This window comes from Variovorax sp. YR752 (genome assembly GCF_943372545.1).
The window spans coordinates 23,415-45,972 of the sequence record NZ_CALRZC010000043.1; the positions used below are offsets into that span (position 1 = coordinate 23,415).

At 70.9% G+C, this 22,558-nt stretch carries 21 protein-coding genes and 1 tRNA gene; 11 read left to right on the forward strand and 11 right to left on the reverse strand.

Going from position 1 to position 22,558, the window contains the following annotated elements; translation table 11 throughout:
* Nucleotides 1–4 precede the first annotated feature (4 nt).
* From selB to AAG801_RS12920, 5 genes are all read left to right on the forward strand, one after another.
* Entirely contained in the window at nucleotides 5–1,921 is a 1,917-nt protein-coding gene (gene selB / locus AAG801_RS12900; protein ID WP_341888730.1) for a selenocysteine-specific translation elongation factor, read from the forward strand.
* Nucleotides 1,922–1,928: 7 nt separating this feature from the next.
* Nucleotides 1,929–2,021 (forward strand) — tRNA-Sec (locus AAG801_RS12905).
* Between the two features lie 147 nt (nucleotides 2,022–2,168).
* Nucleotides 2,169–2,612: a glycine cleavage system protein H gene (locus AAG801_RS12910; protein WP_341888731.1), complete on the forward strand. Its 444-nt coding sequence runs from the start codon at nucleotides 2,169–2,171 to the stop codon at nucleotides 2,610–2,612.
* Nucleotides 2,609–3,004 carry a DsrE family protein gene (locus tag AAG801_RS12915; protein ID WP_341888732.1) on the forward strand — a complete coding sequence of 132 codons (396 nt, stop codon included), beginning with the start codon at nucleotides 2,609–2,611 and terminating at the stop codon, nucleotides 3,002–3,004. The genes AAG801_RS12910 and AAG801_RS12915 overlap by 4 nt, the downstream gene beginning before the upstream one ends.
* A 61-nt stretch (nucleotides 3,005–3,065) precedes the next feature.
* Nucleotides 3,066–3,464, forward strand: a complete 399-nt coding sequence (locus AAG801_RS12920; protein ID WP_341888733.1) for a hypothetical protein — start codon at nucleotides 3,066–3,068, stop codon at nucleotides 3,462–3,464.
* A gap of 11 nt (nucleotides 3,465–3,475) precedes the next feature.
* Here AAG801_RS12920 and AAG801_RS12925 read toward each other — a convergent pair whose 3' ends face one another.
* Complete coding sequence (locus AAG801_RS12925) at nucleotides 3,476–5,404, reverse strand: sigma-54-dependent Fis family transcriptional regulator (RefSeq protein ID WP_341888734.1); 1,929 nt, start codon at nucleotides 5,402–5,404, stop codon at nucleotides 3,476–3,478.
* Between the two features lie 338 nt (nucleotides 5,405–5,742).
* Here AAG801_RS12925 and AAG801_RS12930 point away from each other — a divergent pair, with 338 nt between their 5' ends.
* On the forward strand, nucleotides 5,743–7,263 hold the full coding sequence (locus AAG801_RS12930; protein ID WP_341888735.1) for an aldehyde dehydrogenase family protein: 1,521 nt from the start codon (nucleotides 5,743–5,745) through the stop codon (nucleotides 7,261–7,263).
* Here AAG801_RS12930 and AAG801_RS12935 read toward each other — a convergent pair.
* The gene (locus AAG801_RS12935; protein WP_341888736.1) at nucleotides 7,233–8,738 is read right to left on the reverse strand and encodes a histidine kinase; all 1,506 of its coding nucleotides are present in this window, start codon (nucleotides 8,736–8,738) and stop codon (nucleotides 7,233–7,235) included. The two genes, AAG801_RS12930 and AAG801_RS12935, sit on opposite strands and share 31 nt — an antisense overlap.
* A 435-nt stretch (nucleotides 8,739–9,173) precedes the next feature.
* On the reverse strand, nucleotides 9,174–10,913 hold the full coding sequence (locus AAG801_RS12940; protein ID WP_341888737.1) for a PQQ-dependent methanol/ethanol family dehydrogenase: 1,740 nt from the start codon (nucleotides 10,911–10,913) through the stop codon (nucleotides 9,174–9,176).
* A 277-nt stretch (nucleotides 10,914–11,190) separates the two neighbouring features.
* On the opposite strand from AAG801_RS12940, the gene AAG801_RS12945 reads away from it, so the two are divergent.
* Both AAG801_RS12945 and AAG801_RS12950 read left to right on the forward strand, forming a co-directional pair.
* Entirely contained in the window at nucleotides 11,191–11,643 is a 453-nt protein-coding gene (locus tag AAG801_RS12945) for a phage tail protein (protein ID WP_341888738.1), read from the forward strand.
* The gene (locus AAG801_RS12950) at nucleotides 11,640–12,050 is read left to right on the forward strand and encodes a phage tail protein (protein WP_341888739.1); all 411 of its coding nucleotides are present in this window, start codon (nucleotides 11,640–11,642) and stop codon (nucleotides 12,048–12,050) included. Before AAG801_RS12945 ends, AAG801_RS12950 begins: the two co-directional genes overlap by 4 nt.
* A 4-nt stretch (nucleotides 12,051–12,054) precedes the next feature.
* Here the strand turns inward: AAG801_RS12950 and AAG801_RS12955 are convergent, their stop codons facing one another.
* From AAG801_RS12955 to AAG801_RS12970, 4 genes are all read right to left on the reverse strand, one after another.
* On the reverse strand, nucleotides 12,055–12,996 hold the full coding sequence (locus AAG801_RS12955) for a quinoprotein relay system zinc metallohydrolase 1 (protein WP_341888740.1): 942 nt from the start codon (nucleotides 12,994–12,996) through the stop codon (nucleotides 12,055–12,057).
* A complete protein-coding gene (locus AAG801_RS12960) occupies nucleotides 12,993–13,784 on the reverse strand; it encodes a quinoprotein dehydrogenase-associated SoxYZ-like carrier (RefSeq protein ID WP_341888741.1) in 792 nt (263 codons plus the stop codon). Before AAG801_RS12960 ends, AAG801_RS12955 begins: the two co-directional genes overlap by 4 nt.
* Nucleotides 13,785–14,029: 245 nt before the next feature.
* Nucleotides 14,030–16,099, reverse strand: coding sequence for a TonB-dependent receptor (locus AAG801_RS12965; protein ID WP_341888742.1), 2,070 nt, complete (start codon nucleotides 16,097–16,099; stop codon nucleotides 14,030–14,032).
* Between the two features lie 136 nt (nucleotides 16,100–16,235).
* Nucleotides 16,236–16,679, reverse strand: a complete 444-nt coding sequence (locus AAG801_RS12970) for a hypothetical protein (RefSeq protein ID WP_341888743.1) — start codon at nucleotides 16,677–16,679, stop codon at nucleotides 16,236–16,238.
* Between the two features lie 126 nt (nucleotides 16,680–16,805).
* Between AAG801_RS12970 and AAG801_RS12975 the strand changes: the two genes are divergently transcribed.
* The 3 genes from AAG801_RS12975 to AAG801_RS12985 all read left to right on the forward strand — a co-directional run bounded on the left by AAG801_RS12975 (nucleotide 16,806) and on the right by AAG801_RS12985 (nucleotide 19,459).
* The gene (locus AAG801_RS12975) at nucleotides 16,806–17,396 is read left to right on the forward strand and encodes a HupE/UreJ family protein (RefSeq protein ID WP_341888744.1); all 591 of its coding nucleotides are present in this window, start codon (nucleotides 16,806–16,808) and stop codon (nucleotides 17,394–17,396) included.
* Nucleotides 17,393–17,989, forward strand: coding sequence for a HupE/UreJ family protein (locus tag AAG801_RS12980; protein WP_341888745.1), 597 nt, complete (start codon nucleotides 17,393–17,395; stop codon nucleotides 17,987–17,989). Before AAG801_RS12975 ends, AAG801_RS12980 begins: the two co-directional genes overlap by 4 nt.
* Before the next feature lie 144 nt (nucleotides 17,990–18,133).
* Nucleotides 18,134–19,459, forward strand: a complete 1,326-nt coding sequence (locus AAG801_RS12985) for an SAM-dependent methyltransferase (RefSeq protein ID WP_341888746.1) — start codon at nucleotides 18,134–18,136, stop codon at nucleotides 19,457–19,459.
* Here AAG801_RS12985 and AAG801_RS12990 read toward each other — a convergent pair.
* The 4 genes from AAG801_RS12990 to AAG801_RS13005 form a co-directional block, all read right to left on the reverse strand.
* Nucleotides 19,422–20,252 carry a M90 family metallopeptidase gene (locus AAG801_RS12990; RefSeq protein ID WP_341888747.1) on the reverse strand — a complete coding sequence of 277 codons (831 nt, stop codon included), beginning with the start codon at nucleotides 20,250–20,252 and terminating at the stop codon, nucleotides 19,422–19,424. The two genes, AAG801_RS12985 and AAG801_RS12990, sit on opposite strands and share 38 nt — an antisense overlap.
* A 57-nt stretch (nucleotides 20,253–20,309) precedes the next feature.
* Nucleotides 20,310–21,311 carry an XdhC family protein gene (locus AAG801_RS12995; protein WP_341888748.1) on the reverse strand — a complete coding sequence of 334 codons (1,002 nt, stop codon included), beginning with the start codon at nucleotides 21,309–21,311 and terminating at the stop codon, nucleotides 20,310–20,312.
* Between the two features lie 11 nt (nucleotides 21,312–21,322).
* Nucleotides 21,323–21,877 (reverse strand): carbon monoxide dehydrogenase subunit G, encoded by a 555-nt coding sequence (locus AAG801_RS13000; protein WP_341888749.1) that lies wholly within the window; start codon nucleotides 21,875–21,877, stop codon nucleotides 21,323–21,325.
* A gap of 7 nt (nucleotides 21,878–21,884) precedes the next feature.
* On the reverse strand, nucleotides 21,885–22,558 hold a 674-nt coding region (locus tag AAG801_RS13005; protein ID WP_341888750.1), incomplete at its 5' end, for a VWA domain-containing protein.

The following is a 22,558-nucleotide window of genomic DNA, read 5'->3' on the forward strand; positions in this document are numbered from 1 at the left end:
CACCATGATCGTCGGCACCGCAGGCCACATCGACCACGGCAAGTCCACGCTGGTGAGGGCACTCACCGGCGTGGACACCGACCGCCTGCCCGAGGAGAAGCAGCGCGGCATCAGCATCGAGCTGGGTTATGCCTTCCTCGACGTGCCCGGGTCGCCGCGGCGCATTGGCTTCGTCGATGTGCCGGGTCACGAGCGGCTGGTGCACACGATGATCTCCGGCGCGACGGGCGTCGACTTCGCGCTGCTGCTGGTGGCCGCCGACGATGGGCCGATGCCGCAGACGCGCGAGCACCTGGCGGTGCTGTCGCTGCTCGGCCTGTCACGCGGCGCGGTGGTGGTGACCAAGACCGACCGCGCCGAGGCGGATCGTGTCAACGCAGTGCGCGCGGAAGTGGCGGCGCTGCTGCAGGGCACCTCGCTCGAGGGCGCGCCGGTGCTGGCGGTCAGCGCGCACAGCGGCGCCGGCCTGGCGGAGCTGAAGTCGCTGCTGTTCGACGCCGCGCGGGCGCTGCCGCCACGCAACGCAAGCGGCGAAGCATTCCGCCTGGCCATCGACCGTGCCTTCACGCTGACCGGCGTGGGCACCGTCGTGACGGGCACGGTGCATGCCGGAACGGTGAAGCTCGGCGACACGCTGCGCCTCGTGCCCGGCGACCGGGAGGCGCGCGTCCGCAGCCTGCATGCGCAGAACCAAGCCGTGACGCAGGCCGGCGCGGGGCAGCGCTGCGCGGTCGCCCTGGTCGGCCTGGCCAAGGAAGACATCGCGCGCGGCCAGTGGCTGGTGGCGCCCGAGGCCGCGCTGGCCACCGACCGGCTCGATGCCGAGCTGAGACTGTGGCACGAGGAAGCGAAGCCGCTGCGCAGCGGCATGGCGGTGCACGTGCACATCGGCGCAGCCGCCGTGCCCGGCACCGTGGCCGTGCTCGACGGCGACAGCGTCGCCGCGGGCGAGCGCGCGCGGGTGCAGGTCGTGCTGCGGGCACCGGTGGGTGCCTGGCATGGTGAACGCATCGTGCTGCGCGATGCATCGGCCAGCCGGGCATTGGCCGGCGGCACGGTGCTCGACCCGTTCGCCCCGCAGCGCTACCGGCGCACGCCGCAGCGGCTGGCCGAGCTCGACGCGCTCGCGCTCGATGACCCGGCGGCACGCCTGGCCGCCACGCTGGCCTCGGCGCCGAACGGCGTCGACCTGCGCCGCTTCGCCGCGGCGCAGGCGCACGTGCTGGCCATCGACGCCGTGGGCGCGCTGCGCCATGCAGACGCTGCCGGCGACTGGGCGCTGGGCGCAGCCCATGCGGCTGCCGCGCGCAGCACGGTACTGGCCACGCTGGCGGCCTGCCACGAACGTTCGCCCGAAGAGATCGGCCCCGATGCCGCGCGGCTGCGCCGCCTGGCGCTGCCTCGCCTGCCCGAGCCGTTGTGGCGTGCCCTGGTCGACGCGCTGCGCACGGAAGGTTCGCTCGCACTGCGCGGCGCCTTCGTCCATCTGCCCGAGCACGGCGTGCGACTGTCGGCCAGCGAGGAGCGCATCGCGCAGAAGGTGGCCGTGCCGCTCGCGCAAGCCGGCTTCGAAGGCGCCTGGGCGCGCGACCTGGCGCGCGACGGCGGCGAGTCCGAGGCGCTGATGCGAACGACGCTGGCACGGCTCGCGCAGCGCGGCGAGCTGCACCAGGTCGTCAAGGATCTGTACTACCCGATGACCACGATCACCAGGCTCGCGGACATCGCGCGCCAGGTCGCCCGCGGTCCGGGATCGGGCGAGGTCAGCGCGGCGCAGTTCCGCGACGCCACCGGCCTGGGCCGCAAGCGTGCGATCCAGATCCTGGAATACTTCGACCGCATCGGCCTGCTGCGCCGCGTGGGCGACGTGCACAAGCTGCGTGCCGATTCGACGCTGTTCGTCGAGGAGGCGATGCAATGAGTTCAACGGAGGGGAAACGATCCTGGTGGATCGGCCGGGCTTCAAACCCGGTGGGTGGCGCCATGCGCTGCCGGGCGGGTTCGACTCCCGTTCCCCTCCGCCGCCGGCCGTTCATCCGGCTGCTGCGCGCGCCGATCTCGCGCCTGCGCGGCTCGCCGTACCGGTGTACGGCTGCGCTGCTCGGCACGACCTCGGCGCGCTCGCGACGCCGGCTGAACGACCGACGTGGCGCGGCTCTCGCGGCATCATGAAAGCAGCCGGCCTCGAGTTCCCCGACGATCTGCACTACCTGGTCGACCACCAAGTGTGGGCGCGGCTGGAAGGCGACGGCACGGCGACGGTGGGCATCACCGCGCTGGGCGTCGTGCAGGCCGGCGAGATCTACATGTGCCGGCCGAAGACGGTGGGCAGCGAGGTCGAGCAGGGCCGCTCGATCGCCGTCGTCGAGCTGGCCAAGTCCATCGTCTCGGTGAAGTCGCCGGTGCGCGGCACGGTGGTGGCGATCAATGCCCTGCTGGCCGACACGCCGGAGCTGGTGCATCGCGATCCGTATGGCCAGGGCTGGCTGGCGCGGGTGCGGCTCGCCGATCTCGAGGCCGACCGCAGCGCACTGCTGCACGGCGAGCCGGTGCTTGCAGCGATGCAACACCAGGCCTGGCTCAGCCGCGTCGAGGACGGCGACAACTCATGAGCTTCGTCGACGAGCCGGTGGACGGCATCGCCATCCTGCTGTGGGCTGCCGACCCCGACACTCCGCAGCGCCTGGCCACGCCCTTCTTCCATGCGGCTGCCGCCGCCGCGATGGAGATCCCTGTCGAGATCTACTTCACCGCGCGCAGCGTGCAGTTGCTGGCGCCTGGCGTCGCTGCGCAGCTCCGCGCGAGCGAGCGCCACGACAAGACCGTGCTGGAGTCGATGCGCGAGGCGGTGTCGCAGGGCGTGTTGTTCTACGCCTGCAGCGATGCGCTCGACGCCCATGGCCTCGAGCTCACGGCGCTGATCCCCGAGTGCCACGGCCGCGGCGGCGCCGTGCAGTTCATGGCGCGTGCAGCCGACCGGCGCTGGCGCACCCTGGTTTTCTAGGGCCTTTTGACGCCACGGGAGGGGTAAGCTGCGCTCTGAGCTTCTGCCCGGGAGACCCGCGATGCAGACACGATCGGCCTGCGCAGCAGCCCTGACCAGCCTCGCCGCAGCAGGTGCCGCCGCGGCCCCGCCAGCGGCAGAGATGACACTGCGCAGTTGCGTCAGCGGCAGCCCCGCATTGCGTGTCCCTGCGTCGGCCGAGCGTGCCACGCTCGATGCCGCCGACAGCCAGCGCTTCGACGCCGCGGCACAGGCGCGCTATCCGCTCTACCAGCGCGGCGGGTTCGCTCCCTACCAGGTGCTGATGCTGCGCCGCGGCGGGCAGTGGCTGTACGTGACCCTGTGGCGGGACGGCCGTTCGAGCCCCTGCTTCTCCGCCGTGTTCGCTGCCGACCGGTTCGACTTCACGCCAGGCTGGCTCGCCAAGTATCAACCGCGCGCGCACGAAACCGCGGACTGAGCGCGCGCGCCTCAGCGCAGCCCGAGCTCGTCCAGCTTGCGGTACAGCGTATTGCGGCTGATGCCCAGCCGCCGTGCGGCTTCCGACAGATTGCCCTCGCAGGCCTGCACGGTCTGGCGCACGGTGCGTTCGGACTGCATCCGCAGGTCGGCTGTGTCGTCCAGCACCGCGCGCGGCGCGCTGGTGTCGCGCAGCTCGGCAGCGAGGTCGTCGGGCAGCTGTGTCCAGCCGATCTCGGCCTCGCCCTCGTCGAGCAGCGCGCAGGCCGTCTGCAGCGCGTTGTGCAGCTGGCGCAGGTTGCCCGGCCAGCGGTAGCGCGACACGGCCTGCGCCAACTCGGGCGCGAGCTGCAGGTCGCGGCCCGGGGCGATCTCGCGCAGCAGCCGCTCGATCAGCGCGAGCTGGTCCTGCCGCTCGCGCAGCGGCGGCAGCGTCAGCGTCAGGCCGTTGAGGCGGTAGTAGAGGTCCTCGCGGAAGCGCCCGGCGTCCAGTTCGCTGCGCAGGTGGCGGTGCGTGGCGCAGATCAACCGGAAGTCCACCGCCACCGGCTTGCCACCGCCCAGCGGCACCACCTGCCGGTCCTGCAGCACGCGCAGGAGGCGAGCCTGCATGGCCAGCGGCATGTCGCCGATCTCGTCGAGGAACAGCGTGCCGCCGTGGGCCTCGCGGATGCGCCCCGGCGCGCCCTCGCGGCTGGCGCCGGTGAAGGCGCCGGCGCGGTAGCCGAACAGTTCGGCCTCGATCAGCGACTCGGGCAGCGCCGCGCAGTTGACGGCGACGAACGGCCCGTCGCGGCGCGCACTGCTGGCATGCACGGCGCGCGCGAACACTTCCTTGCCCACGCCCGACTCGCCGTGCAGCAGCAGCGCGATCGGCTTGTCGAGCACACGCCGCGCGCGGTCCACCGCGGCATGCATCGCGGCGTCGCCACTGTCGAGTGCGGCCAGCGGATCGCCGGTCATCGCCACGCGCGGCACCGGCCGCGTGGTCTGCAGCGCCAGCACCGTGCGCCCGGCCTCCACGCGCAGCCACAGCACGCTGCCGTCGTGGCGGCGCGCCACGTGCGGCGCACTGCCGCCCTGGCGCGCCCAGGACCACAGCGCATCCATGCCGAGCTGCAGCACATGCTCGATGGTGCGCGCGCTGCAGTCCCCGGGCTGCAAGCCGAGCATCGACCGTGCGGCCGCGTCGGCACCGGTGATCCAGCCGTCGTCGGACAGCGCGAGCAGCCCTTCGGCCACCGTGCCGATGCCCTCGGGCTGAGCATGCAGGCGCACGCGCAGGCCGGCGGCATGGCGCGTGTCGAACAGGCGGTGTTCGATCATGCGCGCCGCCGAGCGCACCAGGGCCAGCGTGTGGCGGTGGTAGCCGCGGTGGTCGCCGGAGATGTCGAGCACGCCGAGCACGCGGCCGCAGGGGTCGGCGATCGGCGCCGCGGTGCAGGTCAGGAAGCCGTTGCGCTCGAGGTAGTGCTCGCCGGCATGCACCACCGCCGGTGCCGCATCGGCCAGCGCCGTGCCGATCGCATTGGTGCCGCGCCATTGCTCGTGCCAGTTCGCGCCGGGGCGCAGCGCCACGCGCTGCGCACGATCGACGAAGCTGGCGTCGCCCAGCGACTGCAGCAGCATGCCCTGCGCATCGGCGAGGATGACCATGCTGTCGGTGTCGCGCGTCTGGTCGAACAGGTACTCCATCACCGGCCGCGCGTGGGCCACCAGTTCGCGCTGGTGGTCCAGCGCACGCACGAGTTGCGGCCCCGAGGCGTGCGGCGCGCCGGGCATGCGGCCGCTGGGCGCGAGGCCGAAGCGGGCGCTGCGTTGCCAGCTGCGCTGCAGGTCGGGCGCGATCAGTCCGTCCTCCACGTCACCTTGTTCGAGAAGCTGGCGGCGTGCCGCGCGCAGGCGTGCGGCGGGAATGCGGTGGGCGATGGCGTGCGTCATCCTTGTCTCCAGTGGGGCTTCTGCCGAGCCCTGGCGTGTTTCCGGTAGTCCGGCAACTACGCAAGCTTCGAGCCTAGCCGCCCGCTGCGCACGCGCAAGCATTTCGGCGGAAATCGGGGCCTGCGCTGTCCCGCTTCGTGACAGTGCCACGCGCCAGGACAGCGACGACGCAGTCTGCCGCCCCTGGCTGACCCGCTTCTTGCGCCGGATCAGCCGTTTGCTGCACGAACCGCGCTGGCACGCCGCGTGCGATGCAGCCCACCCAGTTCCGCGCGGCATCCGGATTGCGCGGCGCACGACAACACCCAGCCCACCCACCATCCGGACGGAGACACACCATGATCTACGCACAACCGAACCAGCCCGGCGCGCCGCTCGAGTTCAAGGCCGCCTACGACAACTTCATCGGCGGCAAGTTCGTCAAGCCGCTGAAGGGCCAGTACTTCGACGTCATCACGCCGATCAGCGGCAAGGTCTACACCAAGGCCGCTCGCTCTGGCGCCGAGGACATCGAGCTGGCGCTGGATGCCGCCCACGCCGCCACCGCGAAATGGGCCGCCACGTCCGCCGGCGAGCGCGCCAGCATCCTGCTGAAGATTGCCGACCGCATCGAGCAGAACCTCGAGCGCCTGGCCTACGCCGAGACGGTGGACAACGGCAAGCCGATCCGCGAGACGCTGAACGCCGACATCCCGCTGGCGGCCGATCACTTCCGCTACTTCGCCGGCTGCCTGCGCGCGCAGGAAGGCGCGCTCAGCGAGATCGACCACAACACCATCGCCTACCACTTCCACGAGCCGCTGGGCGTGGTCGGCCAGATCATCCCGTGGAACTTCCCGATCCTGATGGCGGCCTGGAAGCTGGCGCCGGCACTCGGCGCGGGCAACTGCGTGGTGCTCAAGCCGGCGGAGAGCACGCCGGTCAGCATCCTGGTGCTGACCGAGCTGATCGCCGACCTGCTGCCACCGGGCGTGCTCAACGTCGTCAACGGCTACGGCCGCGAAGCCGGCATGCCGCTGGCGCAGAGCAAGCGCATCGCCAAGATCGCCTTCACCGGCTCCACCGCCACCGGCCGCGTGATCGCGCAGGCCGCGGCCACCAACCTGATCCCGGCGACGCTGGAGCTGGGCGGCAAGAGCCCCAACGTGTTCTTCGACGACGTGATGGCACAGGACGATGCCTTCCTCGACAAGGCGATCGAGGGCCTGGTGCTGTTCGCCTTCAACCAGGGCGAGGTCTGCACCTGCCCGAGCCGCGCGCTGATCCAGGAGTCGATCTACGACAAGTTCATGGCCCGCGCGCTCGACCGCGTGAAGGCGATCAAGCAGGGCAGCCCGCTGGACACCGAGACGATGATGGGCGCGCAGGCCTCGGCGATGCAGATGGACAAGATCCTGTCCTACCTCGAGGTCGGCAAGCAGGAAGGTGCGCAGCTGCTGATCGGCGGCGAGCGCGCGCAGATGGGCGGCGAGCTGGCCGGCGGCTACTACGTGCAGCCGACGCTGTTCAAGGGCGACAACTCGATGCGCATCTTCCGCGAGGAGATCTTCGGGCCGGTGCTGGCGGTGACCACCTTCAAGACCGAGGCCGAGGCGCTGGCCATCGCCAACGACACGCCCTACGGCCTGGGCGCCGGCGTGTGGACGCGCGACGGCAGCCGCGCCTTCCGCATGGGCCGCGGCATCCAGGCCGGCCGCGTGTGGACCAACTGCTACCACGCCTACCCGGCGCACGCGGCCTTCGGCGGCTACAAGGAATCGGGCATCGGCCGCGAGACGCACAAGGCCATGCTCGACCACTACCAGCAGACCAAGAACCTGCTGGTGAGCTATTCGCCGGACAAGCTGGGCTTCTTCTGAACCTCGGGCGCCGCGACCTGCAGCGTCGCGGTCAGCACGAGGCCCGGCCGTTCGTGGCCGGGCCTCGCCGCTTTGAGCTGTAGGTCGCCGCCGAAGGCCCAGATCCGCTCCTTGATGCCCGCCAGGCCGTTGCCGCGGCGCAGTGCCGCATCCGGGTCGGCCAGGCCCACGCCATCGTCGGCGACCGACCACTCGATGGACTCGCTGCCGGCAGGCCAGCGCAACAACACCGTCACTTCGCGGGACTGCGCATGGCGTGCCACGTTGGTCAGCGCTTCCTGGCTGATGCGGTACAGCGCCAGCGCCAGATCGCGCGGCAGCCGGCGTTCGGGCTCCGCATCGATCAGCAGCCCGACGCGCAGCGCACCGCTGGCGCTCCTGCGCCAGCCCTCGGCCAGGCCTTGCAGCAGTTCGGCCAGCGTCGCCACCGTGGCGTCGCCTTCACCCTCGACGGCGCCGCCCAGCGGCTGCAGCCGTGCGAGCAGCGTGCGCACGTCGCTCTGGATCGCTGCGCACTGTTCGGACATGCCCTGCACCACCGGCTGCACGTCGGGCAGGTCCTTCAGGCGCTGCGCCAGCCAGGCGGCGTCGACGCGAATGGCCGTGAGCCGCTGCCCGAACTCGTCATGCAGCTCGCGCGCCAGGCGCATGCGCTCGTCCTCCTGCAGCGACTGCACCTTGTGGCCGAGCAGGCGGCGCTCGGCCTCGGCGGCGTCGAGCGCCTCGCCGAGCGAGCGCAGCGCGGCGGCGATCTGCTCCAGCTCGCCGATCGGCATGGCCGGAATCGAGCGCGCCGCCGCGGTGTCGCCGGACTGGATGCGGCCGATCGCCGCCAGCAGGCCTTCGAGCGGCCGGAACGCCGAGCGCACGTTCCAGCGCATCACCACAAGCATCGCGGCCATGCCCGCGGCCAGCACGCCGAGCAGGCTGACCAGGTAGACCACGGCCTCGCGCCGCTCACTCTCCGGCTGCGCCGCCAGCGTGAGGATCCACCCCGGCTTGCCGGCGCGCGACACCAGCCAGGTGACAGGCTCGAAGGTCTGCCCGGGTCGCAATTGCCGATGCAGGCTCGTCAGCGCCTCGAAGAACGCCGAGCCCGCAGGCGCGGGCAGGCGGCCGACGAGCAGGCGGCCCGTCCCGTCACGCAGCGACAGCGACAGGTGGCGCAGCGGCGTGTCCCGTTCGCGTTCGGTGAGCACGGCCACGAGCTGCGCATCACTGAGCTCCGCGGCGCGCGCCAGCTGCGCCATGGTGGCTGCCAGCGACATCGCCGCACGCACTTCGCCGTCGATGTCCTCGTCGGTGCGGGCCAGGCCGAAGCCCACGGCGGCGGCCAGCGTCAAAGCGGCCACCGCCAGGGCCCGGCGCATCACGCGGCGCGGCAGGTCGAGGGGAACGCGCGGACCGTTGGAACTCATCTCGACGAGCGCTTCGCTGCGCAAGGGCCGGGTACGGTGCATGGCCAATGGTGCCATGCGGTGCCGCACCATCCGCCAAAGAAGAAGACCGCTGCCCAGGAGATAGCAAGGCAGCGGTCCAAATCAGCTTGATGCCGATGATGCGAATTGTGCTCAGGGCTCTGTGGTGTCGACTCCACGGGCAAACCACCAAGACACGCGCGGAGTGTGGCCCTCGCGTCGAACACGCACCAGGGAATGCTTCCCGTTGTGCAACCTCGCTGGCCGGTGGGTGCGTTGCCTTCCCTGACCACAGTCATGTTTCGGTGCAGCGTGAACTTGCTGTCCGCTCATCGACCCGGAGCAATCACATGAACAAGATCATCATGACCGCTGTCCTCGCCTTTGCCGCGGCATCCGCGCTGGTGGCCCAGGCCAGGTAATCAGGCTGCGGCCTCGCCATGACGAAGGCCGCCCGCGGGCGGCCTCCGTCGTTTCAGCAGCGGGTGGTGATCACTTCATCAGCTTGAACACCCACACCGAGCCACCCTGCTCGAGGTAGTTGACCTTCTTGGCGACGTCGCCGCCCCACAGCGGCACCGCGCCGCCCCAGCCGGAGACCACGGCGACGTACTGCTCGCCCTTGTCCTCCCAGGTCACCGGGGGCGCCACCACGCCGGAGCCGGTCTGGAACTTCCAGACGATCTTGCCGGTCTTCGCATCGGCGGCCTGCAGGAAGCCTTCCGGCGTGCCCCACCACACCAGGTTGCCGCCGGTGGTCAGCACGCCACCCCACAGCGGCGCGTTGTTCGGCGCTTCCCAGACGATCTTGCCGCTCTTCGGGTCGATCGCGCGCAGCGCGCCGATCGGGCCGTCGCTGTTGGTCTTGATCGTGAAGCCGGCACCCAGGTAGGCCGCACCCTTCTTGTAGGTGATGGGCTCGTTCCAGATCTCCATGCCCCACTCGTTGGCCGGCACGTAGAACAGCCTGGTCTCCGGCGAGTAGGCCATCGGCATCTGGTTCTTGCCGCCGAGGAAGGACGGTGCCGAGTAGACGACGTTGCCCTTCTTCGCGTCGGCGCCGGCGGTCGGGTCGCCCGGGCGGTTCTCGGGCACGAAGTTCGGCCGGCCGGTCTTCAGGTCGATGCCGGTGGCCCAGGTCACCTTCTTGACGAACGGGAAGGCGTTGAGCAGCTTGCCGGTCTTCGCATCGTTCACGTAGAAGAAGCCGTTGCGGTCGGCCTTGCCGCCGAGGATCTGGCCGCCGTCGTCGTAGGTCACGAACTCGTTGACGCCGTCGAAGTCCCAGCCGTCGTTCGGCGTGTTCTGGTAGTGCCAGACGATCTGGCCGGTCTTCACGTCGATCGCGACGGTGGAGCAGCTGAACAGGTTGTCGCCCTTGCGCAGGTGGCTGTTCCACGGCGCCGGGTTGCCGGTACCGAAGTAGGCCAGGCCGGTCTTGGCGTTGTAGGTACCGCCCAGCCAGGTGGCCGCGCCGCCGGTCTTCCACAGGTCGCCCGGCCAGCTCTTGCCGGTGGTGCCGCTGATGCCGTTGTCCTTCTTGTTGCCGTCCTTGTCGAAGGTGTAGCCCATGTGGCCTTCGACCACCGGGCGCGTCCAGACCATCTGGCCGGTCTTCGGGTTGCGTGCTTCCACGCGACCGACCACGCCGAACTCGCCGCCGGACACGCCGGTCAGCAGCAGCCCGCCGGCGATCAGCGGCGCGGCCGAGGCCGAGTAGCCGGCGGCGTAGTCGTCGATCTTCTCCTTCCAGACCACGTCGCCGGTCTTCTGGTCGAGCGCGACGAGCTGCGCATCGAGCGTGGCGAAGATGACGAGGTTGTCGTAGAGGGCCGCGCCGCGGTTGATCACGTCGCAGCAGGGCATGATGCCGTCGGGCAGGCGGTGCTCGTACTTCCACAGCTTGGCGCCGGTCTTGGCGTCGAGCGCGAAGATGCGCGAGTACGAGGCCGTCACGAACATCTTGCCGTCGTGGATCAGCGGCTGCGACTCCTGGCCGCGCTGCTTCTCGCCGCCGAACGAGAACGACCAGGCCGGCACCAGCTTGCCAATCGTCTGGGCGTTGATCTGCTTCAGCGGCGAATAGCGCTGGCCCTGCTGGCCGATGCCCCAGGAGACGATGTCGCCCGGGGTCTTCGCATCGTCTTCGATCATCTTGTCGGTCACCGCCGACTGGGCACTCATCGTGCCCAGCGCCAGCGCGACCCACACGGTCAACTGATTGATTCGCATCGTGTCTCCTCGAGGGTTTGAGAGGGTTGGGGGCAGCCTCGCCGGCTGCTTCTCCAGACCCTGAGGGGGCAACATGCGTGCCACGCGCATGGAGCACCACCGCAGCGGCGAAACGCTGCCATCGGCGCCCGCGGGCCGCCAGAATCCCAGGGTTTCCCCTGCAAGCTGTCACGGCGCGGAGCAGCCGGCACGCGCCGCGCTGTGACAGCCTAGGGAGCACCGCGGCGGCGCGGCGGTGCCACACTCGCCGCGTTCCGACGACCCGTGAGGACACACCATGGCCACGCTGCGCGACCGCCCCTACACCTGCTTCAACTTCCTCGTCGACCTCGGCGACGGCAACACCGAGGGCCCGCATGCCGGCTTCTCGGAGGTCTGCGGCCTGGGCATGGAAGTGCAGATGATCGAGTACCGCACCGGCAACTCGAGAGAGAACCAGGTGATGAAGATCCCCGGGCTGACGAAGACCAGCGACGTGACGCTCAAGCGCGGCCTGATCGGCTCGCTCAACCTCTACCAGTGGCTGGACCAGATCCGCAACGGCGACCCGAACGCGATGCGCACCGTCACCATCCAGCTGCAGAACGAGGATCACACGGCCATCGTGCAGACCTGGAAGCTGCTGCGCGCACGCATCGTCAAGCACACCAGCGGGCCGCTCAACGCCAAGGGCAACGACGTCGCCATCGAGGAGGTGGTGCTGTCCTGCGAGCGGCTGGAGATCGAGTGAACCCCGCCGAAGCGAGGCCAGTTGCCGGCTGCCACTTCCGCGTCGAGCTCACCGACGGCAACGGCCGCTCGATCGAGATCGCCTGCTCGGAGGTGCTGTTCCCGCCGCTGTCGGCCCGGCCCGATGCGAGCGAGGCGCATGCCGACGAGCACCTGGTGCTGCGCCGCGCGACCAGCGCCGACAGCGCGCTGCACGACTGGTGGGAGAAGACCCGGCGCGGCCGCGCCCCGCAGCGCCGCACGGTGCGCGTGGTGCTGCTCGCGCCTGACCATGAACGTGTGGTCAAGCGCTGGCGCTTCCGCAACGCGCGGCCGGTGACGCTGCACTACGCGCCGCTGAACGCAATGGAGAACTCGCTGGTGATGGAGTCGCTGGCGATCGCCTTCGACGGCGTGGAGATCGACTGACTCGCTAGGGCCTCGTGCCCCTCAGCACCGCCGCCTCGTAGCGCGGGTAGAGGTGCGCCACGTTGCGGGTGTACTCGGTGCCGAAGGCGGCCCAGCCGCGGAACTCGGCCGGCACCTCGGCGCGCAGCACCTCGTTGACCTCGGCGCCCTGCTCGGCGAGCACGCGGAAGCTGCGGTCCAGCCACTGCAGATAGCGCTGCGTTTCGGCCACCGCGCTGGCATCGCTGCGCACCGGTCCGTGGCTGGGCACCAGCGTCTTCAGCGGCAGCGCGGCGAACGCCTGCAGGCTCTGCAGCCACACCCCGAGCTGCGCGTGCGGCGTCGTCGGCACGCGCTGCGCGAACACCAGGCCGCCGGCGAACACCACGCCGCTGGCCTTGTCGATCAGCACCAGGTCGCTGTCAGTGTGGCCGGCGTATTCGCGCAGCATGAGTTCGCGCGTGCCGAGACGAAGGGGCCCGAGCGAGACCGTGCCGCTGGGCAGCACGGCCTCGGTTCCCTTCATCCAGTCGCCGCACAGGCGGTAGAGGTTGTCCTCGTAGGCGCGTGCCTCTCGTGCCATGCCGGCGCGCGTGCTGTCGGTGGCCAGCCGCGGCACGTCGGCGAAGGCCTGGTTGCCGAGGAAGTAGTCGGGGTGCAGGTTGAGGTGGAGCACCTGCACGACGGGTTCGTTGGTCGTCTTCGCGATCAGCGCGCGCAGTTGTTCGCCGTAGCGCTTCGACGGCCCGGTGTTGATCACCAGCACGCCGGCGCCGGTGGCGATGAAGCCGGTGTTGATGATGTTGCAGCCGTTGGCCGGGCTGAAGTCGGCGTTGGCCCCCTCGACGACCCAGACCCCCGGCGCCAGCGAACGCGCACTCAGGGCGTAGTCGAGCCGGGCAAGATCGACCGCTGCCGCGGCGCCGGCGAACGCGGCTGCGAGCACGAGCACGGCGAGGCGTCTCATTCGATGTGGCTGTCGATGCGGTTGCCGTTGTTGTCGCTGCCGACCAGGCGCAGGCCGCCGGCCACGCGGCCGGGGAAGTCGAAGCTGAACACCGGGTTCTCGCTGACCGGCTCGAAGCTGGACAGGCGCAGCAGTTCGCGGCCCTGCGCGTCGCGCACGCTGAGCCGGTTGACGTAGAAGGCCGGGATGCCGCCGACCAGGCCGGTGTCCATCGGGTGCATGACCATCACGCGCAGCCGCGACGCGCCGGGCAGCGAACTCGCCTCCGGCAGCGGGCTGCTGGCGAACAGCTTGCCGCTGGCGCGACCGAGCGTCGCCGCCCAGCTGCCGTCCTTGCGCGTCGCGCCGGCCACGGTGCAGCCGCCACCGGCCGAGTCGACCAGCGTGCCGCCGACGTGCCAGACACCGTCACGCGTCTTCGCCGCGGCGCGCACCGGGCTGGCCTGCTCCAGCTTGAAGCGAAAGCCCACGCTGGCCAGCGCCGCCCGCGGCTCGAACTCCAGCACCTTGCGGATCGGGTTGCGGTCGACGAAGACGACCAGCGTCTCGATCTCCGCCAGCCCGAGCGCCGCGACGCTGATCGGCACGTTCATCGGGTCCTCGGCGAAGGCCGGGCCGCGCACCTTGACACGATCGTCGAACACCACCGGCGCATTGCCGAAGAACTCGCGCCGCAGGTCGGGCCACTGCAGCGAGCGGAACGGATCACCGCCGCTCGGGTCGGCGTGAGCGAGCGGGCTCAGGCCGCTCGTGGCGAGCAGGATCAGGGCGGCACGGCGGCAGAGCATGGCCGGTATCGTGGCGGCGCAGGTGCAGCCACTCCAGTCGGGGCGAACCCGCAGCCGATGCGCCAGAACGAATCAACAGCCTGCGAACGGCCTCTCAAGGAAACGCCGGGCCGCCCCAAGTTTTCTCGACCCCCGCGGGGGGCCGAGCCCGGACGCAAGGGCCCGGCAGGGGCCTTGCGCCTAGCGAGGGCCATCGGGCCTGCAAGCCCGATGGCGGGCTGGGCGCAGCCCGGCCCTGGGGGTGCTCAGAAGTTCATCGTCAGCGCGAGCCTCACCGAGCGTGACTCGATCGGATGGAAGTGGATGTCTTCCACGCCCTGCGCCGGCTCGCCGGGCAGGCGCGAGCTGTAGAAGTAGTCGATCGCCGAGACCTTGCGGTCGGTGAGGTTGAACACCTCCAGTTCGATGCGCGCGTTCGAGCCGATCTTGTAGCCGACGCTCGCGTTGGCCAGCGCCGTCGCCTTCGAGCGCACCGCGTTGTTCTCGATCAGCGGCCGCGGGCCGAAGTAGCGCCACTGCAGCGCGCCGAACCACGGGCCGATGCGGTCGACTGCCAGCGCCAGCGAGGCCACACCCTCGACGGCACCGGGGATGCGATTGCCTTCGGGCGCGCTGTCGCGGAAGCGCGCGCGTGCGAAGGCCAGGTCGGCATCCAGGGTCAGCCAGTCGTCGAGCTTGTAGTAGTTCGCCAGCTCGAAGCCGATGCGCCGGCTCGGCCGGCCCGCCTCGGTGGTGCCGGCGTCGCCGACGAAGACGAGCTCCGAGTCCAGGTCCAGCCCGTACACCGACAGCGCCGTCTGCAGCCCCGGCAGGGGCGAGGTGCGCAGGCCGAGTTCGTAGCCCTTGGAGCGGGCCAGCGGCGTGACCGGCTCGGCCGGGTCTCCGCTCTTCGGGTCGGTGCGGATCACCGTGCCGCGCGCATCGTTGCTGTGGAAGCCGCGGCCGAGGTTGACGTAGAGCTCGCTCTTCGCCCACGGGCCGAAGACGAGGCTCAGCTTGGGGCTGAGCACGCTGGCGCTGCGCTGGCCGGAGTTGGCCGCCAGGTCGCTGCGCACGTCGAAGCGGTAGTGGTCGGCACGCAGGCCGGCGACCGAGCGGAACGTCGGCGTCCAGCGCACCGCGTTCTCGAACCAGGCACCGACACTGGTCTCGACGATGTGGTCACGGCGTACGTCCGACAGCGTCTGCCGCGCACGTGTGTTGAGCAGCGCGTTGTGGATGTTGTCGCTCTGGATCTGCACGCCGGCCTGGTTCTCGCCCTCACGGCCGAACCAGTCCGAAGCCCAGCTGTGGCGGGCGTTCAGCGCCGTCATCGTGCGCCGGTCGGGCTGGGCGAACTGGTCGCCGTCGACCGGGTTGTCGAGGAAGTAGGTGAAGTTGGAGAACAGCTCGAGGTTCCAGTGTGCGATGTAGGCCTGAACCTCGGTGGACGAAGCCTCGCTGCCGCGCCGCCAGGTGCCCGACAGGCTGTAGCGATGGGCCTCGCCACCGTCGGTCGGGTCGATCAGGCCGAAGCGGCCGAGCGTGCCGTCCTGCACCGCGCGCAGCGGAATCTGGTCGGTCGCATTCCATTTGCCGGTGTAGGCCATGCCGGTGAGGTTCCAGCCGTTCGCGGCGTCGCCCTGCGCATAGCGCAGCACGCCGTTGAACTTGCGGAAGTCGTCGGGCCGCTCGAACGGCCCGTCGTTGCGCAGCGCCTCCACGGCATAGAGCAGCGAGCCGCCCATCCACTGCGGCGAGTCCGCCAGCAGCGCGCGCTTGTAGCCGTTCTGGCCGAAGCCGAGCTGGGCGAGGCCGGCATCGAGCCGGTCCGCGTAGGTGATCTCCACCGCGCCGGCCGACGAGAAGTCGCCCTCGGCGGCGTAGTACGGCCCCTTCTTGTAGCGCAGGCCGGTGGCGAGTTCGGGGATGACGAAGTTGAGGTCGGTCCAGCCCTGGCCGTGGCCATGGCTGCGCTGGTTGACCAGCATGCCGTCGACGCTGGTGCGCAGGTCGGTGCCGTGGTCGAGGTTGAAGCCGCGCAGGTAGAACTGGTTGGCCTTGCCCTCGCCGCTGTGCTGGCTGACGACGAGCCCGGGCGCCGCCTCCAGCAGTTCGCCGGGGCGGTAGGCGGTGCGTGCCTCGAGCTGGGCGCGTGTCACGGTGCCGACGTTGGCCGAGTCGGCCACGCCGACCTGGCCGGTCGCGTTGCCGGTGACGATGACCTTCTGCAGTTCCTGCTCGCCGCCGGCATGGGCGGCAATGCACAGTGCAGCGCCGGCCAGCAGCGCGAGCACACGCTGCGGCCGGCGGCACGCGAATGAAAGACGCTTCAAGGAAGTCTCCTCGCCGGACGACGCGCCGCCGCCCGGCCGAATGAACGGGTTCGAGCCGATCCAGCACGCCGCGCAGGCGTGGACCGTGGCCGGATCGAATGAATGGAAGCGGAACGGCGCAGCAGCGCCGGCAGCCTCAGGCCGCGGGTGGGCGCTCGGCGGGTGCAAGCACCACCGAGCGGATCAGCGGCGGCGCGTCGTCGCGACGCGGTTCGCGCTCGAGCGCCAGCGGGCGCGGTGCAGCCGCCGGCAGCAGCTTGTCGAGGTCGCGGGCCTGCGGCAAGGGGTTGGAGGGGGCCGGGTCGTGCCGCTCCTCGTCGAGGTACAGCACGCTCGCATCACCCTCGTCGTGATCGTGGGCGAGGCCGTGTGCGTGGGCATGTTCATGGTCGGTGTCGAGCGGCACGAAGGGCGCAGCGGTCTCCGCCAGGTGGACGTGCGCATGCCCGGCACCCCGCTGCATCGACAGCTCGAAGCCCTGCAGGACAACGACGACGGCCATCAGCGCCAGCACGCCGCGCTTCATGGCCACGCCGAGGCGGCGCGCCAGGGTCGGTGACGGAAGGCGGTGGAGAAGCATCGATGGGCAGGCGTCGTGCACGGGTCGCGGCGAGGTGGCAGGGTGACTACGCGCAGATGCCGCCGCCGGATGCGAAGTCAGGCACCGCCCGCAGTCTGTCACGAAGCCGCCCTAGACTAGCCGCCCATGATGACACCTGTACTGCGCCTCGCCGCCGTGACGCTGCTCGCCGCCGCGGCAGGTCCCGCATCGGCCCACTCCGCCGAAGGCCTCGGCGGTGGCTTCGCGGCCGGCTTCATGCATCCGCTGCTCGGCTGGGACCACGTCGCCGCGATGGTCGCCGTCGGCCTGTGGGGTGCCTTCCTCGGCCGGCCGGCGATCTGGCTGCTGCCCGTCGTCTTCCCGCTGGTGATGACGGTGGGCGGCGCGCTGGGTGTGCTCGGCGTGCCGCTGCCGGCGGTGGAACTCGGCATCGCGCTGTCGGCGGTGCTGCTCGGCGCCGCTGTCGCCTTCGCGCTGCGCCCGCCGCTGTGGCTGGCGGGCGTGCTGGTCGGCGTGTTCGCCATCTTCCACGGCCACGCGCATGGCACCGAACTGCCCGAGGCCGCCCACCCGCTGGTCTACAGCCTGGGCTTCGTGATCGCCACCGGCTTGCTGCACCTGGCCGGCATCGCCATCGGCGAGGCGGTGCGCTGGCGCCATGGCCGCACGCTGGTGCGCGTGGCCGGTGGCCTGATCGCCGCGGTCGGGCTGGTGTTCGTCAAGGGCTCGCTTTGAGGGGTGCGAGGGGCGCGGGCGGTCTGCTGACGCTGGCCCTGCTCGCTCTGCCCGCCACGGCCTCGGCCCACGGCGCGGTCAAGGGCATCGGCGCGTTCTATGGCGGGCTGCAGCATCCCTTGCTCAACCCGGCGCAACTGATCGCGCTGCTGCTGCTCGGCCTGGCCTTCGGGCAGCGCGGCGTGGCGGCCAGCCTGCGTGCCCTGGCCGCGCTGGCGCTTGCCCTTGCGCTGGGCCTGCTGGCCAGCGCCAACCTGCCTGCGCTGCCCACCGACACCCCCCTGCTCGTGCTCGCGGCACTGCTCGGCCTGCTCGTCGCCGCGGCATGGCGCGCGCCCGAGGCGGTGTTCGTCGCCTTCGCCGCGCTGCTCGGGCTGGGCATCGGCCTGGGCTCGGTGATCGACGCGGCACCCGGCGGCGGCGCGACGGTGATGCGCCTGGGCAACTGGATCGGCGCGACGCTGTGCGCCGCCTGCGTCGGCGGCTTCGCCGACAGCGCGAAGAGCGGCTGGCCGGCGATCGTCCTGCGCGTGATCGCCTCCTGGCTGACAGCCGGCGCGCTGCTCGCGCTCGCGCTGGCGATCTCACGCTGACGAAGACGCTGCTGCCGATGCGCCACGCCAGTTCCGGCCGGGGCGCGATGTGGCCGTCCGAGGTGGGCGCGGCGAGCAGACACGGCGGCGTCGGCCTCCGCTTCGCGACGTTGCAGGGCAAGGCCGGGCGATGAAGGAAAATCGGTGGCCGCCCCGCCGACCCCGATGTTCAGCGACCTGATCACCCCGCCGCCCGCCGCCCAGGCCGATGCCCTGGAGCGCTTCACCCGCCTGCTGCACACGGCCTGGGCCGACGGCAGCTTCGTGTCGCTGCTGCTGAGCCGGCACATCGGCGCCGACGAACAGCTGGAGCGGCTGACGGTGCGCGAGCTGCACCTGCGTGGCGAGCGCCAGCTGTCTTTCCTGTGGCGCTACCGGACGCGGGACGTCACCAAGAACCATCCGGGCGCCGAGGGCCTGGCGCAGATCGCCGCCCTGCTGGGCCGCGAGTTCCAGAACGCCCACCTGCACACGCGCTCGCAGGAGGTCCAGCTCGCCTTCAGCCGCAAGGGCAAGCCCAGCCTGCGCACGGCGCGGGCCGCCGCCCCACTCACCGTCGAGCCGGCCGCGCACGACAAGCCCAAGCAGCGTCCGCTGGCACTGGACACGGCGTTCTGGCTCGACCTGGGCGTGACCCACGAGGTGCGGGGCGAACGCCAGCTGGTGCCGGCGATGTCGCGCAAGTGGAAGCAGATCAACAAGTTCATCGAGGTGCTGGGCGCGGCGCTGGGCAGCAGCCCGCTGGCCGACCGCCGCGAGGTGCACGTGACCGACTTCGGCTCGGGCAAGGGCTACCTGACCTTCGCGATGCACGAGTGGCTGCGCAGCCAGGGCAAGGCGCCTCAGGTCACCGGCGTCGAGCTGCGCGCCGACATGGTCGCGCTGTGCAATGCAGCCGCGGCGCGGCACGGCCTGAGCGGCCTGCGCTTCGACCAGGGCGACGTGCGCAGCTACACGCCGACCCGGCTGGACGTGATGATCGCGCTGCACGCCTGCGACACCGCCACCGACCATGCCATCCACCTCGGGCTGCGCGCCGGCGCCTCGATCATCATGTGCTCGCCGTGCTGCCACAAGCAGATCCGGCCGCAGATGCAGACCCCGCCGCTGCTGCGTCCGATGCTGCAGCATGGCATCCACCTCGGCCAGGAGGCCGAGATGGTGACCGACTCGCTGCGCGCGCTGCTGCTCGAGGTGCAAGGCTACGAGACGCAGGTGTTCGAGTTCGTGGCGCTGGAGCACACCAGCAAGAACAAGATGATCCTGGCGGTGCGCAAGAGCGGCGCCGCGCTGGCGGCCGCCGAGCAGCGCCGGCCCGAACTGCTGGCGCAGATCGCCGAGATCAAGCGCTTCTACGGGCTGCGCGAGCACTGCCTGGAGAGCCTGATCGACGGCGACGCCCGCGCTGCGCACGCAAACGCGGGCGTCGCCCCTACCAGGACGCCGGATCCAGCCGGTAGCAGCGCCTGAGCTGCTCGTACAGCGCCGGCCGCTCGGCGGCCAGCGCCGCGGGCCGCTCGAAGAACAGTTCGCTGGTGACGGCGAAGAACTCGGCCGGGCTGGTGGCGGCGTAGGCATCGACGATGCCGGGCTCCTCCGCGCGAGCCAGCCGGGCTTGCAGCAGGTCGAACTCGGCGCCCATCACCCGCGCCCAGACCTGCTGAATCGCGCCGCGGCCCACATACGGCGCCCCGTTGGCCGCACCGCGGTCCTGGTCGAGCTGGTGCGCGAACTCGTGCACGACGACGTTGGCGCCGTCGTGCGGATCGGCCGCGCCGTCCAGCACCGCGTCCCAGGCGAGGATGACCTGGCCGCGCTCCCAGCTCTGCCCGGCCAGCACGTCGCGGCCTTCGTGCACCACCCCGCCGGCGCCTGTCGCGCTGCGCGGCGCGACGAAGTGACCCGGGTAGACCAGCACCTCGCGCAGGTTGCCGAACGAGCCGCCGCGCCCGAGCAGCAGCAGCGCCGCCTGCGCGGCGATGGTGACGCGCATCTCGTCGTCGAGCACCAAGCCGGCGCAGCCGATGAACGGCACCTCGGCCAGCAGCACCTGGATGTGCTTCTTCAGGTGCAACTGATGAGCCGCCGGCAGCTCGCGCACCAGCGGCACGCGGCGGCGCAGGATGTCGCGCCACGCAGCGGGGAACGGTCGCCGGGCGATGCGCTGCCGGCGCCACAGCCGGGCCAGCGTCGGGCCGGCCAGCGCGCCGCCGATCAGCGCGGCGGCGAGGAGAAGCACCCCGAAGGCGATGACGATACTCATCGCCCCATGTGGGCGGGGCTCAGGCCGAATTCAAGCCGGCGGACAGCCTCGATGTGCTCAGAAGCGTGCGCAGACGCCCGATGACTCCGGCAGCGCCGAGCCTTCCTTCTTCTGCACCAGCGCCACGCCGTTCTTCACGGCGACGATCTCGGCGACGATGGAGACGGCGATCTCCGCCGGCGTCTTGCTGCCCAGGTCCAGGCCGATCGGGCCGTGCAGGCGGTCGATCTCGGCCGGGCTGAGGTCGAACAGCGCCAGCCGCTGCTTGCGCGCCGCCGTGTTGCTGCGCGAGCCGAGCGCGCCGACGTAGAAGGCCGGCGACTTCAGCGCCTCGAGCAGCACCATGTCGTCGAGCTTGGGGTCGTGCGTGACCGCGACCACCGCGCTGTGCGGGTCGAGCTGCAGCTCGAGCACCAGGTCGTCGGGCATGGCCTTGCTGAACGTCGTGTTCGGGATGTCCCAGGTGAGGTGGTACTCCTCGCGCGGGTCGCAGCAGATCACCTCGAAGTCCAGCGCCAGCGCCATCTGCGCGACGGCACGCGAGAGTTGCCCGGCGCCGATGATCAGCAGCCGCCAGCGCGGGCCGAACAGTGCGCGCAACTGCTTGCCGTCGAACTGGAACAGCTCGCCGCGCGAGGCCGGCTCGATGGCGACGACACCGGTCTCCAGGTTCAGCGTGCGGGCGACCAGTTCGTGGCGCGCGGTGCGGTTCAGGATCTCGTCGACCCAGGCGGTGTCGGTCAGCGGCTCCTGCACCAGGCGCAGGTTGCCGCCGCAGGGCAGGCCGAAACGTGCCGCCTCTTCCTTGCTGACGCCGTAGGTGATCAGCGAAGGCTTGCCGACCCGCTCGCCCTTGCGCACACGGTCGATCAGGTCGTCCTCGACGCAGCCGCCGGAAACGGAGCCGACCACCAGGCCGTCGCCGCGCATCGCCAGCAGTGCGCCGGGCGGGCGCGGCGCCGAGCCCCAGGTCTCGATGACGGTGACCAGCCACACCGGCTGCCCCTGCGCGTGCCACTCGCGCGCCTGCTGCAGCACCTGGAGATCGAGACTGTCCATGTTCCTGTCCTCTATCGAGTCAGCAGCCAGATGGCGGCGATGACCACCACCGCGCCGACGATCCACCACACCATCTTGTTGCCGCCCGCGGCCGGCACCGGTGCAGCCTCGGCCACCGCACCCTCGGCGGGCTTGAGCGCCGCCTCGAAGGCGGTGAAGAAGTCCTCGGCGATCTTGCCGGCGGCGGCGTCGATCAGCCGTGAACCCACCTGTGCCATCTTGCCGCCCACCTGGGCACGGGCAATGTAGCTGAGCTTGGTTCCCCCTGCTTCGGGTGCGAGTTGCACCTCGGCCGAGCCCTTGCCGAAGCCGGCCACGCCGCCCTGGCCGTCGAAGTTGATCGTGTAGCTGTTCGGCGCCTGGATGTCGGTCATCTTCAGGTTGCCCTTGAACTTGGCACTGACCGGGCCGACACGCACCGCCACCAGCGCCTGGAAGGCATCGTCACCGGTGCGTTCGAGCGACTCGCAGCCAGCGATGCAGGCCTTGAGGATCTCGGGGTTGTTGAGCGCGGCCCAGGTGGTGTCGACCGGGGCCGGAATGAGACGTTCGCCTTTGAGTTCCATGGGTTCTTCAGTGCAGCAATGTGGAGGGATTCAGGGCCGGCTTCTGCAAGGCGCCGGCCAGGTCGGCCAGGCTCGCCAGGTTGTGCACCGGCAGGAAACGGTCGACGTGGGCGAGCAGCGTGCGGATGCCGGCGGCGCGCGGCTGGAAGCCTTCGAAGCGCAGCAGCGGGTTGAGCCAGACGAGTTGGTGGGCCATGCGGTGCAGCTGGCCGGCAGCGCGCGCGAGCTGGCCGTCATCGTCGCGCTCCAGCCCATCGCTGACCAGCAGCACCGCGGCGTTGCCGCCGAGCACGCGGCGCGCCCAGTGGCGGTTGAAGTGATCGAGGCTGCTGGCAATGCGCGTGCCGCCCTTCCAGTCGTGCACCTGCGCATCGGCCATCTTCAGCGCAACGTCGGGGTCGCGGTGGCGCAGGCAGCGCGTGATGTTGCTCAGCCGCGTGCCGAAGGTGAAGGTGTGCACCTTCAGGTGCCGGCGCGTCAGGCCGTGCACGTAGTGCAGGAACAGGCGCGAGTAGCGGTCCATCGAGCCGGAGATGTCGAGCAGCACGACGATCGGTGGCAGTTCCATGCGTGCATGGGTGAAGGCCGGCGTCAGCGTGTGCGGCTGACGCGCCATGCCCTGCAACGTGCGGCGCAGGTCCAGCGTGCCGCGCGGCCCGGCCTCGTGGCGGCGGCGCCTGA